The organism is Pseudomonas sp. BC42, assembly GCF_021560055.1.
Classification (GTDB): Bacteria; Pseudomonadota; Gammaproteobacteria; order Pseudomonadales; family Pseudomonadaceae; genus Aquipseudomonas.
The window spans coordinates 3,061,661-3,077,574 of the sequence record NZ_CP091067.1; the positions used below are offsets into that span (position 1 = coordinate 3,061,661).

At 66.0% G+C, this 15,914-nt stretch carries 10 protein-coding genes; all 10 read right to left on the reverse strand.

Features of this window, described 5'->3' with window-relative positions; translation table 11 throughout:
* Window positions 1–207 precede the first annotated feature (207 nt).
* The gene (locus L1O02_RS14220) at window positions 208–2,052 is read right to left on the reverse strand and encodes an autotransporter outer membrane beta-barrel domain-containing protein (RefSeq protein WP_235760116.1); all 1,845 of its coding nucleotides are present in this window, start codon (window positions 2,050–2,052) and stop codon (window positions 208–210) included.
* Between the two features lie 622 nt (window positions 2,053–2,674).
* Window positions 2,675–3,316 carry a DUF1345 domain-containing protein gene (locus L1O02_RS14225; protein ID WP_060839553.1) on the reverse strand — a complete coding sequence of 214 codons (642 nt, stop codon included), beginning with the start codon at window positions 3,314–3,316 and terminating at the stop codon, window positions 2,675–2,677.
* A gap of 1,123 nt (window positions 3,317–4,439) precedes the next feature.
* Window positions 4,440–5,066, reverse strand: coding sequence for a glutathione S-transferase (locus tag L1O02_RS14230; RefSeq protein WP_235760117.1), 627 nt, complete (start codon window positions 5,064–5,066; stop codon window positions 4,440–4,442).
* Window positions 5,063–8,707, reverse strand: a complete 3,645-nt coding sequence (locus L1O02_RS14235; RefSeq protein WP_235760118.1) for an AAA family ATPase — start codon at window positions 8,705–8,707, stop codon at window positions 5,063–5,065. Before L1O02_RS14235 ends, L1O02_RS14230 begins: the two co-directional genes overlap by 4 nt.
* Entirely contained in the window at window positions 8,704–9,948 is a 1,245-nt protein-coding gene (locus tag L1O02_RS14240) for an exonuclease SbcCD subunit D C-terminal domain-containing protein (RefSeq protein ID WP_108545762.1), read from the reverse strand. Before L1O02_RS14240 ends, L1O02_RS14235 begins: the two co-directional genes overlap by 4 nt.
* Before the next feature lie 86 nt (window positions 9,949–10,034).
* Complete coding sequence (locus L1O02_RS14245) at window positions 10,035–11,672, reverse strand: BatD family protein (RefSeq protein ID WP_235760119.1); 1,638 nt, start codon at window positions 11,670–11,672, stop codon at window positions 10,035–10,037.
* A complete protein-coding gene (locus tag L1O02_RS14250; protein ID WP_235760120.1) occupies window positions 11,669–13,411 on the reverse strand; it encodes a VWA domain-containing protein in 1,743 nt (580 codons plus the stop codon). The genes L1O02_RS14245 and L1O02_RS14250 overlap by 4 nt, the downstream gene beginning before the upstream one ends.
* The gene (locus L1O02_RS14255) at window positions 13,408–14,484 is read right to left on the reverse strand and encodes a VWA domain-containing protein (protein WP_060839548.1); all 1,077 of its coding nucleotides are present in this window, start codon (window positions 14,482–14,484) and stop codon (window positions 13,408–13,410) included. The genes L1O02_RS14250 and L1O02_RS14255 overlap by 4 nt, the downstream gene beginning before the upstream one ends.
* Window positions 14,477–14,971 carry a DUF4381 domain-containing protein gene (locus L1O02_RS14260; RefSeq protein WP_060839547.1) on the reverse strand — a complete coding sequence of 165 codons (495 nt, stop codon included), beginning with the start codon at window positions 14,969–14,971 and terminating at the stop codon, window positions 14,477–14,479. The genes L1O02_RS14255 and L1O02_RS14260 overlap by 8 nt, the downstream gene beginning before the upstream one ends.
* Complete coding sequence (locus L1O02_RS14265) at window positions 14,968–15,909, reverse strand: DUF58 domain-containing protein (RefSeq protein ID WP_060839546.1); 942 nt, start codon at window positions 15,907–15,909, stop codon at window positions 14,968–14,970. The genes L1O02_RS14260 and L1O02_RS14265 overlap by 4 nt, the downstream gene beginning before the upstream one ends.
* Window positions 15,910–15,914: the final 5 nt, after the last annotated feature.

A 15,914-nucleotide genomic window follows, 5' to 3' on the forward strand; every position in this document is an offset into this window, starting at 1 on the left:
CTTACGTGGCCCCGATGGCCCGGGAAACGCTCTGTAGCGACCGGCTTTTGCACTGTGACGACTGCCCGGGCGCACTTCACGCCTACAGGCTTGTCCAGGTCGCGATCAGCAACAGCCCTGGCGGTGCGCCAGGGCTGGGGTCTTGACATGCAGTGCAGCCTCGACCGGGCTGATGTGGAGTACCGCGAGACAGGGCAGGAGCCGTTATCAGAACTGATAGGTAAAGGCGGTTTGAATACCGGTCGTGTCATTGCCGCCCGGCTCCTGTGTCCAGAACACACCGGCATGCACGGCGCTGTTCTCGTTCAAGGCATAGCTTGCCCCGGTGCCCGCGGCAAAACGGGTGTCGTGCTGTTTATCGGCCTGGTAGGTATAGCGACCCAGGTAGTCCATGCGCGCTTGAAAGGCGTCCTGGTCTTTGTCCAGGTCCTGGATCAGGCCCAGGCTGGCATTGAGCTCCAGCTGTTTTGTCAGGCGTTTGGCAGTCCGTACGCCGGCGTTCAGGCGGGTCACCGAGCGCTGCATTTTTGCGTAGCTGGCCGCCATGACGGCGCCGCTGTGCTCGCTATAGCCCTGGCGGCTGACTTGAGTCTGGCTGAGGCCGATGTAAGGCGTCACGGTCAGGCTATCGAGCCGCAGGCCATAGCCACCCTCGATGCTGAAGGCCTTGCCACGCAGGCTCGAACGCCCTTGACCGGCATCGGTATAAGCCAGTTGCTCACGGCGGATATCGACCTTGGAAGACAGATAGGCCGCAGCCAGACGCCCCTGCCAACCCAGGCCCTGGCCCGATTCGTCCATGGCAACGAACATCGCTACTGCGGGTGCGTTGGACCCTGCCTTGGTGTAGTTGTCCGGCAACTGTTGATCGAGGTTCTGGTCCAGGGTGATGCCTACGCGCAGATGGTCGCTGGGACGGGCGCCCAGGGTCAGACTCGTGGAGGTCTGGCGAGTCTCGCGGTTTCTGCTGTAGCTGGGGCCAACCCCAATACAGAACGAGCCGCTGTCGATCTGGCACTCCTGGCTCATCAACCGGTCCAGTTGCGCACTGCGCAGGTCCAGGACTCCCCATGCCCGGTTGGCGCTTTTGGCCATCGCGGTCCGGGTATTGTCCAGATCAAGCAGGTGAGTGCCGGTTTCCGTGATCTTCCACAGCGCGGCGTGTAGGTCACCACTCGCCGTGAGGCTCAGGCCGACAGCAATATTGCCGTCGGCGGACACGGCAGTCGCTGCCGAATGTTGGCCGCCTAACGTGCCCAGATCGATCATGCCGTCGGCATCGGTGTGTCTGAAGGCGTGGCTATCGCCCTCTGCGGTAATGGCAAAACCGACGACAACGCGGCCGTCGGCGGATGCCGCGCTAGCACTGGAGTCGCCCCCCCAGGAGCCGAGCTCGACCATGCCGTTGGCGTCAGTGTGTTTGAACGCTTGAGTAGCGCCGGTGATAGTTTCCGAACTGCCCACGACCACCTGGCCGTCGGCGGATATTCCCAGAGCCTGGGAAGATGTTCCGCCGAGGGTGCCCAGGTCGGTCATGCCGTTGGCATCGGTGTACTTGAACGCGTGTTGTACGTTCGGATCGGTATCGATGTCCGACTGCCCGACGACGACGCTACCGTCGCCGGACACCGCAGTTGCAAGGGAGTCGCCACTGTTGTCTGCCTTCAAGGTCCCCAGATCGATCATGCCGGTCGCCTCCGTGTGCTTGAAGGCACGAGTCCTCCCTTGGAGATTCAAGGAGTCGCCAACCACCACGGCGCCGTCAGCGGATACGCCATTGGCGCTGGATGATGCGCCGCCCAGTGTGCCCAGATCGATCATGCCGGTCGCATCGGAGTGCTTGAAGGCATGAGCCGAGGCCGGGGTAGCCGCTTTTCCCACGACCACGCTGCCGTCGGCGGATATTGCATAGGCAAAGGAATAGTCTCCACCCAAGGTGCCCAGATCGACCATGCCAGTCGCATCGCTGTATTTGAATGCGCGATCTTGGCCTGTGGGTAATGTTTTGTTTACCGCGATTAGACGACCGTCGGTAGAGACGCCGAAGGCCATAGAGTACTCGTTACTCAAAGAGCCTAAATCAATGCTGTCGATTGCAGTGATTGCATGGGACTGTACTGAATAAGTGACGCTGTATAGCAGGGTAATAGCTGTTATTACGGATGGGTATTTCAACGTTGTAACCTTTTGGCGAAGCAGAAAACACAACAGTCTGTGGAAGTTACAGGCTGCTTTGGGGGTGGCTGTTTGCTGTTGGGCCCATGGATTGGGTGCGCGGGCGCTCTATTGCAAGTACTTTCGTCATTTGGATATGGCGAGGTCGGCAAACTTCAGGTTCGGGGAAAAGGGGGGGATTAGTTGAAAGCGAGGGACTAACGTTAAGACGTTAGTTGGCTAAATCCAGGGCTGTAAAAGGCGGCTATTTTATTGTTAGTAAGAGGGCGGGTCTTTAAGATGATTCTTAAATTGCTCTTGAAGTGTTGGGGCGATTTGTTTGGAAGGTCGATCAGCACAACTGAATTTAGTTGCTTGGTATTGGCGGTCGTTCGAATAAGATCAACTAGGCTTACCCAGCCTGACACTCGCTATATGGCACCTCGGACGAAGCCGTCGCGATTCTCACGGACGATCCCGCGAAGCTGCCAGGACTGGGCTCAAGCCGTCTCGTACCGGTTCAGCTGAACAGCCCGGCGGCAATGTTGATGGAAAAACCGAGGATCGCGGTGTTGAACAGAAAGCCGATCAAGGACTGGGCGAGGACGATCTTGCGCAGCTCGCGGGTGGCGACACCGACGTCCGAGGTTTGCACCGCCACGCCGATGGTGAAGGAGAAGTACAGGAAGTCCCAGTAGTCCGGGTCGATCGGGCCTTCGGCAAAGCGCAGCGCCGGTTCCTGGCCGTCCCAGGTGTAGTACAGGCGCGCGTAGTGCAGGCTGAAGATCACCCCGACCAGCAGCCAGGAACCGATCACCGTCAACCCGGTAAAGGCGTAGTGGACCAGCCGCCGGGTGCTGTCCAGGTCCTTGCTGCCGACCAGTTCCAGGGTGATCGCCACCAGGCTGGCGATAGCGGCGATGCATACGATGAGCAACACCAGCCCGGCGTTTTCGTCCTCGGCTTCGGCGATGCGCTTCACCTGGTCGGCGCGAGCGCGCAGGGTCAGCCAGAACATCAGCAGCAGGTAAGTCCAGACGGCGGCGTTCCAGCCGATGAGGATCTTGCTGGTGAGGGTCGCGGCGGGGGCGAAGAGGCCGACGGCGCAGCCGATCAGTACGCCGATGGTTAAGCGAGGGTGGGTGCGGATTACGACGGACATGGGGGCTCGTGGCGTTGGGGCTGAAGGAGGGGAACATTAGCATGTGGGGCGGTGGGGGTTATGTTTTGGGCGTGTGCTGGGAGGGGGCATATCCGTTGCTGCGGGTGTGGCGGCTGGCGGTTTCGCCTTTACGGCGAGTTTTAGGGGGTACATATCCGTTGCTGTGGGTGTGGCCACTTACGGTTTCGCCCTTACGGCGAGTGGGACGGTGTGCATATCCGTTGCTGCGGTCACGGCTGCTTATGGTTTCGCCCTTACGGCGAGTCCCTTTTTACAATCGCCTAAAAAGGAACCAAAAACGCTTGCCCCTCCATGAGCCCCTCGCTGGGGCTCGGGGTTCCCTCTCTCTGGCATTGCTCCGGGGGCCCGCCGCCAACCGGCCATCCATGGCCGGGTGGCGGCTAGCTCGGCATCCCTGCCGAGCTGCCCCCTACGCAACGCCTGCGCTCGGCCTGCTGGGAAGGGGCCTGAAGATCAAAAGCCAAAGCCAAAGCCAAGGTGCGCAGGCTGGTTCCTTGTAGCCGCTGCCGCAGGCTGCGAACGAGCGCTCGCGCTCGCAAAACCAGGCGGCGCGGTGTCTCAGGAACATTGGGGAGGCAGGTTTAGCGTCTCCTGCGGAGCCGTTCGCAGCCTGCGGCAGCGGCTACATGTAACGCGAACGGCAATGAAACAGGTCGGCCGGTAGGCCGCCGTCAGATGTTGATCTTGATCTGGTTTTTGATCTTCCTGCCCCCTTAAACACGATGGCCGAACGCAGGCATTGAGCCGTGGGTAACCCGGCAGGACGCCGGGTTAGCCGCACTGGGCCATGGATGGCCCATTGCGGCGGCCCACGGATCAATGCCGGAGTTCGGGCATGCCGAGCCTAGGCGAGGCACCGAGTGGAGGGGCAAGAGCCTTTGGTTACTTTGGGCTCTTTCCAAAGTGACTCGCTGTAAGAGCGAAACCGCCAGTGGCCGTGACCGCAGGAATGGATATGTACCCCCTCCCACTCGCTGTAAGAGCGGAACCGCCGGCGGCCGCACCCGCAGAAACGGATATGTACCCAACCCCGCTGTAAAAGCGGAACCATAAGCCGCTACACCCGCAGCCCCGGATATGTACCCAACCCCACAACAAAAACTCACGCCAAAGTCTTGGCCATGACCCCCACAAACAACTTCGATTCAAGAAACACCTGCAACCACTCCTGCAACGCAGGATAAGGCGTCTGCGCAAACCACTCCCGGTCCACGTGAGCAAACTGGCGAACAAACGGCAGCAGGGCCATGTCCGCCAAGCTCGGATGCGCCGCCAGCAGATGGCGTCGCTTCTGCAGCAGGCGCTCCAACTGCGCCAGAAACACCTCGCCCTGGGCCCGGTAATGCTCCATGGGCGCTTCGGGATAACGCTCGGCGTACTTGTAGCGATTGAGGTGAACCTTGAACACCTGATCATTCTCGGCAATCAAGGCCGCCATCTGTGTCTGGGCCTCGGGGGCGCCGATGAGCCGCCAGTTGTCCGGATCATGCTGCGCCAGGGCCCAGTGCATGATCTCCAGGCTCTCATCGATCACCCGCCCATCCACCGCCAGCACCGGCACCGTGCCCTTGGGCGACAGCGCCAGCATCTCGGCCGGCTTGGCCTTGAGGCTGACCTCGACGATCCGCACGGGCACCTGGGCATAGCGCAGCGCCAGTCGCGCGCGCATGGCGTAAGGGCAGCGGCGGAACGAGTAGAGGGTCGCCTCGGGCATCGGCCGCGTGCTCATTTCACCTCCAGGGTGCTCAGGCCGTTGCCCTGGCGGCTGACCTGGATCTGCACCGGGATCCGTTCGTGCATTTCCTGCACGTGGGAAATCACCGCCACTTTGCGTCCCTGGGCCTGCAGGCCGTCGAGGGCGTCCATGGCCAGTTGCAGGGACTCGGGGTCGAGGCTGCCGAAACCTTCGTCGATGAACAGCGATTCGATCTTCAGGGTGCTGGAGGCCATGGACGCCAGCCCCAGGGCCAGGGCCAGGGACACCAGGAAGGTTTCGCCGCCGGACAGCGAGTGCACCGAGCGCAGTTCATCGCCCATTTCGGTGTCCAGCACCAGCAGACCGAGCATGCTGCCGCCGCGCTTGAGGCGGTAGCGTCGCACCAGTTGGCGCAGTTGGGCGTTGGCGTGGTGCACCAGCAGGTCGAGGTTGTAGGCCTGGGCGATCTTGCGGAAGGTGTCGCCGGTGGCCGAGCCGATCAGGGCATTCAGGCGGGCCCAGCGCTGCCATTGCTGGTAGGCGTCGTGGATCTGCTGGCCCAGGGCCTGATTGGCCTCCTGGCGGCGCTGGTCCTCGCTTTGCCGGGCGCGCAGTTCCGCCACCTGCTGTTCGCTGGCGAGGGCTTGTTGCTGCAGCTCTTCAAGGGCCTGGGCCAGTTGCCCGGCCTCCAGGTTGCCGTTGTGCTGGGCCTGGTGCTGTTGCAGGCGTTGCTGACGCTCCTGGAGCAGGACCTTGGCTTGTTCGATGGCCTTGTCGTTGGCCTGCAGGTGCTGGCGCAGTTGCTGGACCTGTTCCTCGTCCAGTTCCAGCAGCTGTTGCAGGCCGCTGTCGTCCAGCTCCGGATGCTGGGCGCGCCATTGTTCGATGCTGCCGGCCAGTTGCTGTCGTTCGCTGTCCAGGGCTTGCAGACGCTCTTGCCGGGCCTTGAGCTCGGCGCTCAGTTGGATCAGTTGCTGCTGCAGCTCCTGCTGCTCGTGCTGGGCCTTGGCCTGGGCGCTGCGGGCCTGTTCCACGGCTTGATCGAGCTGTTGCTGCCAGAGCTCGGCGCTAGGGTGCGACCCCAGCAGGGCGGCCAGCCGGTCCTGGCAGGCCTGGTGCTGTTGGCTCAGGGCGTCGAGCTGCTGCTGAGCGTCGCTCAGTTGCTGCTGGCGGGTCAGTTGGCGGTCCTGTTCCTTGTCCAGCAGCAGTTGGCGCTGCTGCTGTTCTTCGGCTTCGTCCTGGCGCTCGCGCAGTTGTTCGATGCGTTGCAGCACCTGCTGGTCCAGTTGCATGAAGGTGCTGGCCGGATCACGGCGCAGGCCTTCGAGCACCTCGGCCGGCAGCAGGTTGTTGAAGCTGGCCAGTTCTTCTTCGAGACGCTGTTGATCGGCGGCCAATTGCTCCTGCTGCTTGTGCAGATGCTGGGCCGCCTGCTGGCTGGCATCTTGTGCTTGCTGCAACTGCTGCTGGAGCCGCGTGGCGTCCTTTTGCAGGGTCAGCAAGGCATCCAGGCGGCTTTCATCCTGGGTGATGCTCTGTTGCAACTGTTCCAGTTGCTGGCGCAGCCAGGCATCGCGTCGCGCCGGGTCCTGGTCCAGCAGGCTGGCACTCTGCGGGTGGGCTTGCAGGCTGGGGGCCAGTGCCTGTTGCTGGCCGGCCAGTTGTTCCTGTTGCTGGAGGAATTCCTTCTGCTGGGCGATCAGGCCCTGGACCTGGGCCCGCAGTTCGTTGAGCTGTTCCTTGAGCCTGTCCACCGCCTGACGGGCGTTGGCTTCTTCGCTTTCGTCATGGCGCCCCAGGCTTTGCAGCAGGGCTTCGGGCTGGTGATAGGGGTGCTCGACGCTGCCGCACACCGGGCAGGGCTGGTCGTCCTGCAACTGCCCGCGTAGCTCCTCGACACTGGCACTGCGGGCCAGGCGCTGGCGCTCCAGCAAGGCCTGGGTGACGCTCAGGGTCTGCTCGGCGACGCTCAGTTCGGCCTTGGCTTGCAGGCCGGCCTGGTTCAGCGCCTCGCGCTGGGCGGCCACGGCTTGCTGCTTGTCTTGCAGGGCCCGGCCGCGCTGGTCCAGTTCCTGTTGCTGGGCCCAGAGCCGTGCCAGCTCTTCGGTGGCCCGTTGTTGCTTGCGGTTGTCCTTGAGCAGGCCGTCCAGCAATTGGATCTGCTCGGCCACGGCCTGGGGTTCGGCACCGGCTTCGCTGTAGAGCAATTCAAGGTGGGAACGTTGTTCGGCCAGTTGCTGAGCGGCGGTGCCGGCCCGCTGTTCCAGGGCTGGCAGTTCGCTCTGGCCCTGATTCAGGCGGTTGCCGATCAGCATCAGTTGCTGCAGGCGTTCGCGGTAGAGCGTCCAGGCTTCGCTCAAGGGGGCGAGGGCGGCGCTGTGCGCCAACTGCCCGGCAATCCGCTCCAGGCGCTCACCCACCAGACGCTGCTTCTCCAGCAGTTGGGCGATGCTTTGTTGGCCTTGGGCACTGACGCTTTGCGCGCGGTCACGGGTTTCGCCGGCCTCGCTCAGGCTCTGGCCAAGACGGCTCAGATTGGCCTGTTCGGCAAAGGCTTCGCGCAGCAGCGGGACGCTGTCGCTGTGCTGGCTCTGGGCCTGGGTCAGGGCGCTGTCGGCGTCGAGCACGTGCTGTTGCAGCTGTTGGTGACGTTGTTGCAGCTCAACCTGTTGCGCGGCCTGCTGCTCGATCTGTTGGCCCAGGGGCTCCAGGGCTTGGTGCAGCTCGATCTGGCGCAGGAACTGGTGGCGCTGCGGCGCCAGTTGTTCCAGACGCTGCAGGCGCAGGCGCTCTGGGGCCAGAGCCAGGGCCTGCTGCTCGGCCTGTTGCAACTGCTCGGCGGCGTCCTGTCGGGCCTGCTGCCACTGTCCCAGCTCCTTGAGCCAGCTGTGCTGGGCCTCCAGTTGCTTGAGCCGGGCCTGCTGTTCCTTGAGCTGCTGCCGGGCGGCGTCGAACTGTTGATCCAGCTCGGCCCGGGCTTCGGGGTCCAGCGGGGTGATGCCGCTGGCCTGGGCCTTGAGTTCCTTGTGGACCTCTTCGGCCTCCTTGCTCTTGCTGTAGGCGCGCCGCCCCAGCTGGCTGTAGATCGAGGTGTTGGTGAGCTTTTCCAGCAGCTCGCTGCGTTCCTTGTCATCGGCCTTGAGGAAGGCGCTGAACTCGCTCTGGGCCAGCATCACCGCGCGGGTGAATTGCTCGAAGTTGAGCCCCAGGCGGGCCTCGATCAACTGCTTGTATTCGCTCTTGCTCTGGTTGCTCAGCAGTTGTTCGCTGTCCAGGTCGGTGAGGTTCTGCCGGCTGGCCTGCAGCTTGCCGTTGGCCTTGTCGCGGGCGCGGTTGGCCTCCCAGCGGGCGCGGTAGCGGCGCCCGTCAATGCCGACAAAGTCCACCTCGGCATAGCCGCTGCCGCTGCCCCGGCGCAGCAGGGTGCGCGGGTCGCTGGTGAGGATCTCGCTGTCGACCTCGGGGACCTTGGTCTCGCGGCCGATGTTGTTCAGCCGCGGCACCGCGCCGAACAGCGCCAGGCACAGGGCGTCGAGCAGGGTGCTCTTGCCGGCGCCGGTCGGCCCGGTAATGGCAAACAGCCCGGCGCTGGCCAGGGGCTCGGCGGTGAAGTCGATCTCGAACGGGCCAGCCAGGGAGGCCAGGTTCTTCAGGCGGATGGCCAGGATCTTCATGGCTGTTCCCCTTCTTGCTGCACGTCCTGCAACAGCAGGGCGAAATCCTTGAGGGTGGTGTCGTCCACCTCGTTGCCGTAGGCGTCGCGCCAGGCCCGGCGGAACAGTTCTTCGGGGCTCAGTTGATCCAGTTCGATCAGCTCGGCGCCGCTGTCTTGCGCGTCGCGCCCGCCCTTGCCGGCGTATTCGGCGGCAATCCGTACCAGGCGCACGGCCTTGCCTTGCAGGGCGCTTTCCACTTGCTGGCGCAGGTCCGGCTGCGGTTCGTCCAGGCGCACCCGTACTTCCAGCCAGGGCTGGCGCTGTTCTTCGGCCAGAAGGTCAATGTCCGGCAGCTCGCCGAGCTGGTCGAGGATTTCTCCGAGGGGCGCCGGGCCCAGGCGTTGCAGGTTCACCGCCCGGGGAATCAGCCGCGGTTCGACGCTGACCAGGGTCTCGCCGTCCAGGCGCACATCGAGGATCTGGTGCTGATAGCCGATCTCGGAAAACGACAGCGGGATCGGCGAGCCGCTGTAGCGAATGCGCTCCTCGCCATTGACCTTTTGCGGCTGGTGCAGGTGCCCCAGGGCCACGTAGCTGATGTCCGGGCCGAACAGGCTGGCGGGCAGGGCCTCGGCGTTGCCGATGATCAGGCTGCGCTCGGAATCTTCCGAGATTGAGCCGCCGGCCATGTGGGCGTGGCTCACCGCCACCAGGGCCTGGCCCGGCTGGCGCTTGGCGTTGGCCGCGGCGATCAGCCATTCATGGACCTGGGCGATGCCCTTGAGGTAGTCGTCGCCCCGTTGCGGGCCGGTGACTTCCGCCGGCCGCAGAAACGGCAGCGCCAGGCACCAGGCGCGGACCGCGCCACTGGCGTCGGGCAGCGGCAGCAGCAGGCGTTCGACATCCAGCTGGCCGTCATCCAGCCACAGCACCCGGCCCAGGGCGTGGGTGCGCAGGCGCCGCATCAGGGGCGCCGGCAGTTCGATGCGCGAGCCGGAGTCGTGGTTGCCGGCGATCATCACCACGGTCAGGGCCGGCTGTTGTTCGTGGGCGCTGACGATGAAGTCGTAGAGCCGCTCCTGAGCTTTGACCGGCGGGTTGACGGTGTCGAAGATGTCGCCGGCGATCAGCAGCACATCCGGCTGCTCATGCTTGAGCTGACGCAGCAGCCACTCAAGGAAGCAGGCGTGTTCGAAGTCGCGTTCCTGGCCGTGGAGGTTCTGGCCCAGGTGCCAGTCGGAGGTGTGAAACAGACGCAAGGCAAACTCCAGGTAAAGCAGCGGCAAGTGGCAAGCGGCAAGCTACGAGCTGCTTGAGGCTTGCAGCTCGCCGCTTGCGGCTGCCGTTATTTGGGGTAGAGCGGTGGCAGGCTGGTGGTGTCCGTCAACGGGTCCTGGACCCGCTCGTTGATGGGAATGGCGCGGATTGCCCGCCACAGCTCCTCACCTTGCCAATACTGGCCGGTTTCGCTGTAGAGGGCGCCGTTGAGGCCGTCCAGGGCATCGGACAGCGGGATGAATCGCGCCGCCATGTCGGCCAGGGTTTCCGGTTGCTGGCGCGCCCAGGCGTCCAGGGCCTGGCGGGTGGTCTGCGGGTCGTTGGCCTGACAGGCACGCTTGAGGTCGTCCAGCAGCGAACGCGGGCTCGGGCCGGTCTGGGTGGCGCGCAGCACCGCCGGTTGCGAGCGCGCCCGCCACCACAGGCCGAAGCCCAGGAGGGTGGTGCAGGCCAGCAGCAGGGTGCTCAGTTGCCAGGGCCAGAGCGGACCATCGTTGCTGCCGGCCTGGGGCGTGCCGGCCGGGGTATCCACCACCAGGCTCGGGTTGTTCGCCACCTGCAGGCTGCGGGCCGGCAGGCGGGTGAGTTCCAGGCGTTCTTCCTGGGTGTTCCACCAGGTCACTTCCAGGCCCGGCAAATTCACTTCGCCGGTGCGGGTCGGCACCAGCGCCTGGCGCTCTTCGCGAATGCCCAGCAGGCCCTGCTCGACGTGCTGGTTGCTCAGCTGCGGCTGGTCGGGGTAGCTGCGCAGGCCGTTGACCTCGGGCTGGGGCAGGGGCGGCAGTTGGGTGCTGGACAGGCCTTCGGCGCGCAGGGTCAGGGTGCGGGTCAGGGAGTCGCCGACCTGCGGGTGATCGGGCTCCGGGTTCCAGCTTTCAGTCAACTCCAGGCGGCGCGCCGGCAGCCAGGGGACGTCGGCGGGATAGCCGGCGGGCTTGCCCAGCACGTCCAGGCTCATGGGCTCGGAGCTCACATGGATCAGCTTGCCGGGCTTGGGAGCCTGGGGCGCGGGTTCCTGGTCGTTGCCCGGGTTGGCCAGGGTGGCGCTGAAGGTCAGCGCCGGGATCTGCAACTGGCCGCTGCGCTGGGGGTACAGGGCGTAGCGCATCTCGATCACCCCGTGACGCACGCCATTGATGAGTTTTTCGTAGGTGCGCGGCTCGCCCAGTTGCTCGACCCGGGCATCGTCGAGTTGCAGGGGGCTGAGGTTGCTGTCGTCGAACAGCGGCACCGAATGGTAGATGTGCAGGGTCAGCAGGGCCTGGGCCTGGACGTAGACCTTGGGCCGGTCGAGTTCGGCCTTGATGAACACCGGCTCCAGCCGGGCGTCCTGGTCCTGGGCCGCCCCGGCGTTGACTTGCAGGCTCAGGGCCTGGCTGTGCAGATTGCCCAGTTGCAGCGGGGCGATCTCCAGGGTGCCGAGCTGGCGCGGCAGCAGGGTGATGATCCAGCGGGTGCTGGCGTGGTTGTCGCCCAGGCTGTTGAGCTGGTTGACCTGGCGTGTGCCGCGCACTTCGAACTGACTGTCCAGGGGCGTGAGATCGGGCTTGCCGAACTGGGTGACGTCGGTGGACTCCAGGGTCAGCTCGACGGTTTCCCCGGCGTTCACCTGGCTGCGGTCCAGGCTGGCGGACAGCCCGGCAGCCTGGGACGGGGCAGTCCAGAACGCGAGGGCTAGCAGAAGGGCGGCGGTGCAGCGGGTCATCGAGTTTTTCCCTGATCCTGATGTTGTTGCTGTTCGTACCAGAATTTACGCCTCAGCAGTTCGCCCGGATCGTCCGGGATCTTGCGCAGCCATTGTTCCAGCGCCTGCTGGTGTTCGGCGTCCAGGCTGTCCTGGGCCGGACGCAGCGGGGTGGTGGTGTGCTGGTCGTCCAGTTCGCTGCCGGGCACCTCGCTGTGGCCGTTGCCCGGTGGCGGCGGCGCCGTGGCCTCGCCGGTTTCGGTCGCGGTCTGCCCGGTGTTGTCCGGGGGTTCGCTGCCGCTGGTCGGCTGGGTTGCGGCGCCGCTGGGCCCGGCGTTGTTGCTCTCGTCGCTGTCGGGGTTCTGCGGCTTTTGCGGCGCGGTCGGCGGCGCAGCCTGCTGCTGTTGCAACAGGCTTTGCACCAGGGACTTGTTGTACAGGGCCGGTTGCAGGTCCGGCTGGCGTTCCAGGGCTTGCTCGTAGGCGTCCAGGGCCGCTTCCAGTTCGCCGCTGCGGGCCAGGGCATTGCCGCGATTGTAGTGGGCGCGGGCGTCGTTGCCTTCGGCAAAGCGCTCGGCGGCGGCATTGTAGTTGCCGGATTCGTACAGGGCCACGCCTTGCCATTGCGGGTCCTGGAAGCGCCGCGCAGCTTCGGCCGGGCGCTGCTGCTCCAGCAGGCGCCGGCCCTGTTGGTCGGGACGCAGCCACAGGTCTTGCAAGTCGAAGGCGTAGCTCGGTTGCGGCGCGGCCAACAGCAGCAGCGGCAGGCAGAACAGCCAGCCCCGGCGCCCGGCGCAGGCGGCCAGCAACAGCAGCGGCAGCAACAGCCAGTAGCCCTGGTCGGCCCAGGTGTCCAGGCGCAGGGTCTGGCCGTCGTTGCGCAATCCCTGGGGGCCGCCCAGCAGGCCCAGGCCCTTGAGGTCGCTGTCGTCCAGGCGCGCCTGACGGTAGCGGCCGCCGACCTCGCCGATGAACTGCTTGAGGTCCGGGCTGTCCAGGCGCGACACCAGGATCGCCCCCAGGTCGTCCTTGAGGTAGCTGCCGTCTTCCAGGGTCACCGGGGCGCCGTCGCGGCTGCCCAGGCCCAGCATCAGCAACTGCGGCGCGTCACCGCTCAGGGCCTGGCGGATGCCCTGGCGCTCCTGTTCGCTGAGGGACGCGGCCATCAGCAGCACCCGGCCCTGGCCCAGGGCACCCTGGTCCAGCAGCTTGAGGGCCTTGAGCAGGGCCAGGTCGGCGCGCTGGCCGGGCTGGGGCATGATCGACGGTTTCAGCGCGTCCAGCAGATTGCGGCTGGTGGCCAGGTCGTCGGACAGCGGCACCAGGGTGTGGGCGCTGCCGGCATAGACCACGATCGCGGTCTGGGCGTCGCTGCGCGCTTGCAGCAGGTCCAGCAACTTGTGCCGGGCCTGCTCCAGGCGGTTGGGCGGCACGTCGCTTGCGAGCATCTGCGGGGTCAGCTCCAGCAGCACCACCAGCGGGTCGGCGGGTTTCTGGCTGGTCTGTTCCACGCGCTGCCAGCCGGGGCCGAGCAGGGCCAGCACCGCCAGCAGCCAGGCCAGGCCCAGGGCCACCCAGGGCAGCTTGCTTTCGCGGCCGTTGCCGCCGCTGAGCAGGGCGGCGTGAAAGGCCGGCGGCAGGATCATCTGCCAGCGTCCGGCGCGCTTCTGCCGGTGCCACAGCTTCCACAGCAGCAGGGCCAGCAGCGGCAGCACCAGCAACCATCCGGGCCGGAACCAGTGGGGCCAGAGACTGATCATCGACGCCTCCGCAAGCGCAGGCGCTTGAGCCGCTGGCGCCAGTCATGGGCCGGCAGCAGGAAGTTCGACTCGCTGAAGAAACGCTGCAGCGGGTTGTGCGGCCAGCGCTCGCGCAGCACCAGCAGCACGCTGAGCAGCAGGGCGGCCGCCAGCGGCCAGTGGTACAGGGCCTGGGCCGGGCGGGCCTGGGTCGGTTGCTGGGCCACGGGCTCCAGTTGGTCGAGGGTTTCCTTGATGGCCTGCAGCTCCTGGCCGTCATGGGCGCGGAAGTAGCGCCCGCCGGTGACCTCGGCCAGCTCCTTGAGCGCCGGTTCGTCCAGGTCCAGGCTCGGGTTGAGCCCCAGTACCCCGAGCGTGGCGCTGTCCTGCGGGTCGGCGCCGATACCGATGGGGTAGATCTTCACCCCTTCCGCGGCGGCCAGCCGGGCGGCGGTGATCGGTGCGATCTCGCCGCCGTTGTTGGCGCCGTCGGTGACCAGGATCAGCACCCGGCTCTGCGCCGGACGCTGGCGCAGGCGCTTGAGGGCCAGACCGATGGCGTCGCCGATGGCGGTGTTCTTGCCGGCGATGCCGATCTTCGCCTCGTCGAGCCAGATGCGTACCGTGCGCCGGTCGAAGGTCAGGGGCGCCTGCAGATAGGCCTTGCTGCCGAACAGGATCAGGCCGACCCGGTCACCCTCGCGATGTTCGAGAAAGTCCCCCAACAGGTGCTTGACCAGGCTCAGGCGGCTGACGTCTTCGTCCTGCCACTGCATGTCGGGAAAGTCCATGGAGCCGGACACGTCCACCGCCACCAGCAGGTCGCGGCCACTGGCGGCCACCGGCAGCGGTTCCCCCAGCCATTGCGGGCGGGCCGCGGCCAGCAGCAACAAGACCCAGAGCAGGACGAAGCGGACCTGCTGGCGCCAGGCCGGCATGTGGGCCCGGGCCCGGCGCCGCGACAGACCTTCCAGATCACTGAGAAAACTCACCTTCAGCGCCGGTTCGCCGCTGTCGGCCACCGGCAGCACCAGGCGCAGCAGCCAGGGCAGCGGCAACAGGGCGAAGATCCACGGCCAGGCGAACTCAAACATGCTTGCGAATCCAGGTGTCCACCGCCTGGGTCAGGCCGGCGATGGCTTTGTCGTCGAGCTTGCACTCGGGTTTGTAGGCGCCTTCCACCAGCACCATCCAGCGGGTCAGGCCGGCGGCGGGGCAGCGGTTGTCGAGAAACGCCAGCCACTTGCGGCCATTGAGGGTATGGCTCTGGCTGTAGGGATAGTGGTTGCGGCACAGGCGCTTGAGCAGGGCATTGAGGGCCTGCAGCCAGGCGCCGGCCGGGGCGCCGTCATAGGGCTTGGGCAACAGCGCCAGTTCCGCCAGGGCGGCCAGGCGCACCGGGTCCAGGGGCTGTTCGCGGCGAGGACGGGTGGTCTTGCGCGGCCACAGGTGACGCCAGCGCCACAGGGCCAGGCCCAGCAGCGGCAGGACCACCGCCAGCACCCACCAGCCCGGGGCCGGTGGCCACAGGCCGATATCCGGCGGCGGCAGCAGCGGTTGCAGTTGTTCCAGGCTGCTCATCGGCCGGCTCCCGGGCGCTGCGGATTGAGGTACTCGCGCAGTTGCTCGACCATTTCGCTCTGGGTGCTCAGGGGCATCAGCAGCACCCGCAGTTTTTGCGCCAGGCGTTCCCAGCGGGCGATGCGCGCCTCGCTCTGGGCCCGGTAGGCCTGGCGCAGTTCGTAGTTCAGGGTGTCCAGTTCCAGCTGCGCGCCGCGTTCGGCAAAGCGCAGCAGGCCGGCGGCGGGCAGGGCGTGGTCGAGGGGATCGGACAACGGCATCAGCAGCAGGTCGCAATGGCGCGACAGCAGGCTCAGCTGTTGCTCGGCGGCGTCGCTTAAGGCGCGCTCGTCGCAGATCACGATCACCAGGCTGCCGGGACGCAGCACTTCGCGCCCGCGCAGCAGCGCGGTGCCCAGGGCATCGCGCTGGGGCTGGGCTTCGCTGTGCAGCGACTGGTTGACCCGCACCAGGCGGTTGAGCAGCTGCAGCAGGCTCTGCTTGCTGCGCCGGGGCTTGATCTCGTAGTGCTCGTCGTCGCCGTAGACCAGCCCGCCGACCCGGTCGTTATGGCCCAGGGCGGCCCAGCCGATCAGGCTCGCGGCCTGGGCGGCGAGCACCGACTTGAACATCAGCCCGGAGCCGAAGAACAGCTGGCGGCTCTGCTCGACCATGATGAAGATCGGCCGCTCGCGCTCCTCGTGGAACAGCTTGGTGTGGGGTTCCTGGGTGCGCGCGGTGACCCGCCAGTCGATGGTGCGCACGTCGTCGCCGGCCTGGTAGACCCGCACCTGGTCGAAGTCCACGCCGCGCCCGCGCAGCTTGGAGTGGTGCAGGCCGATCAGCGGGCTGCGCTGGCTCGGGGTGGAGAACAGCTGCACCTCGCGCACGCGGTGGCGCATCTCGATCAGTTCACCGAGGGTGATGCGAATGCCGGGTTCGGCAACGGGCTGGGTCATGGGGG

Bases quoted from the DNA above. Each gene is read 5' to 3' on its own strand.
- L1O02_RS14260 (WP_060839547.1), bottom strand. From the start codon at position 14,971: ATGAGCAGCCTGGAACAACTGCAACCGCTGCTGCCGCCGCCGGATATC.
- L1O02_RS14225 (WP_060839553.1), bottom strand. From the start codon at position 3,316: ATGTCCGTCGTAATCCGCACCCACCCTCGCTTAACCATCGGCGTACTG.
- L1O02_RS14230 (WP_235760117.1), bottom strand. From the start codon at position 5,066: ATGAGCACGCGGCCGATGCCCGAGGCGACCCTCTACTCGTTCCGCCGC.
- L1O02_RS14250 (WP_235760120.1), bottom strand. From the start codon at position 13,411: ATGATCAGTCTCTGGCCCCACTGGTTCCGGCCCGGATGGTTGCTGGTG.
- L1O02_RS14265 (WP_060839546.1), bottom strand. From the start codon at position 15,909: ATGACCCAGCCCGTTGCCGAACCCGGCATTCGCATCACCCTCGGTGAA.
- L1O02_RS14220 (WP_235760116.1), bottom strand. From the start codon at position 2,052: ATGGCCTTCGGCGTCTCTACCGACGGTCGTCTAATCGCGGTAAACAAA.
- L1O02_RS14235 (WP_235760118.1), bottom strand. From the start codon at position 8,707: ATGAAGATCCTGGCCATCCGCCTGAAGAACCTGGCCTCCCTGGCTGGC.
- L1O02_RS14255 (WP_060839548.1), bottom strand. From the start codon at position 14,484: ATGTTTGAGTTCGCCTGGCCGTGGATCTTCGCCCTGTTGCCGCTGCCC.
- L1O02_RS14245 (WP_235760119.1), bottom strand. From the start codon at position 11,672: ATGACCCGCTGCACCGCCGCCCTTCTGCTAGCCCTCGCGTTCTGGACT.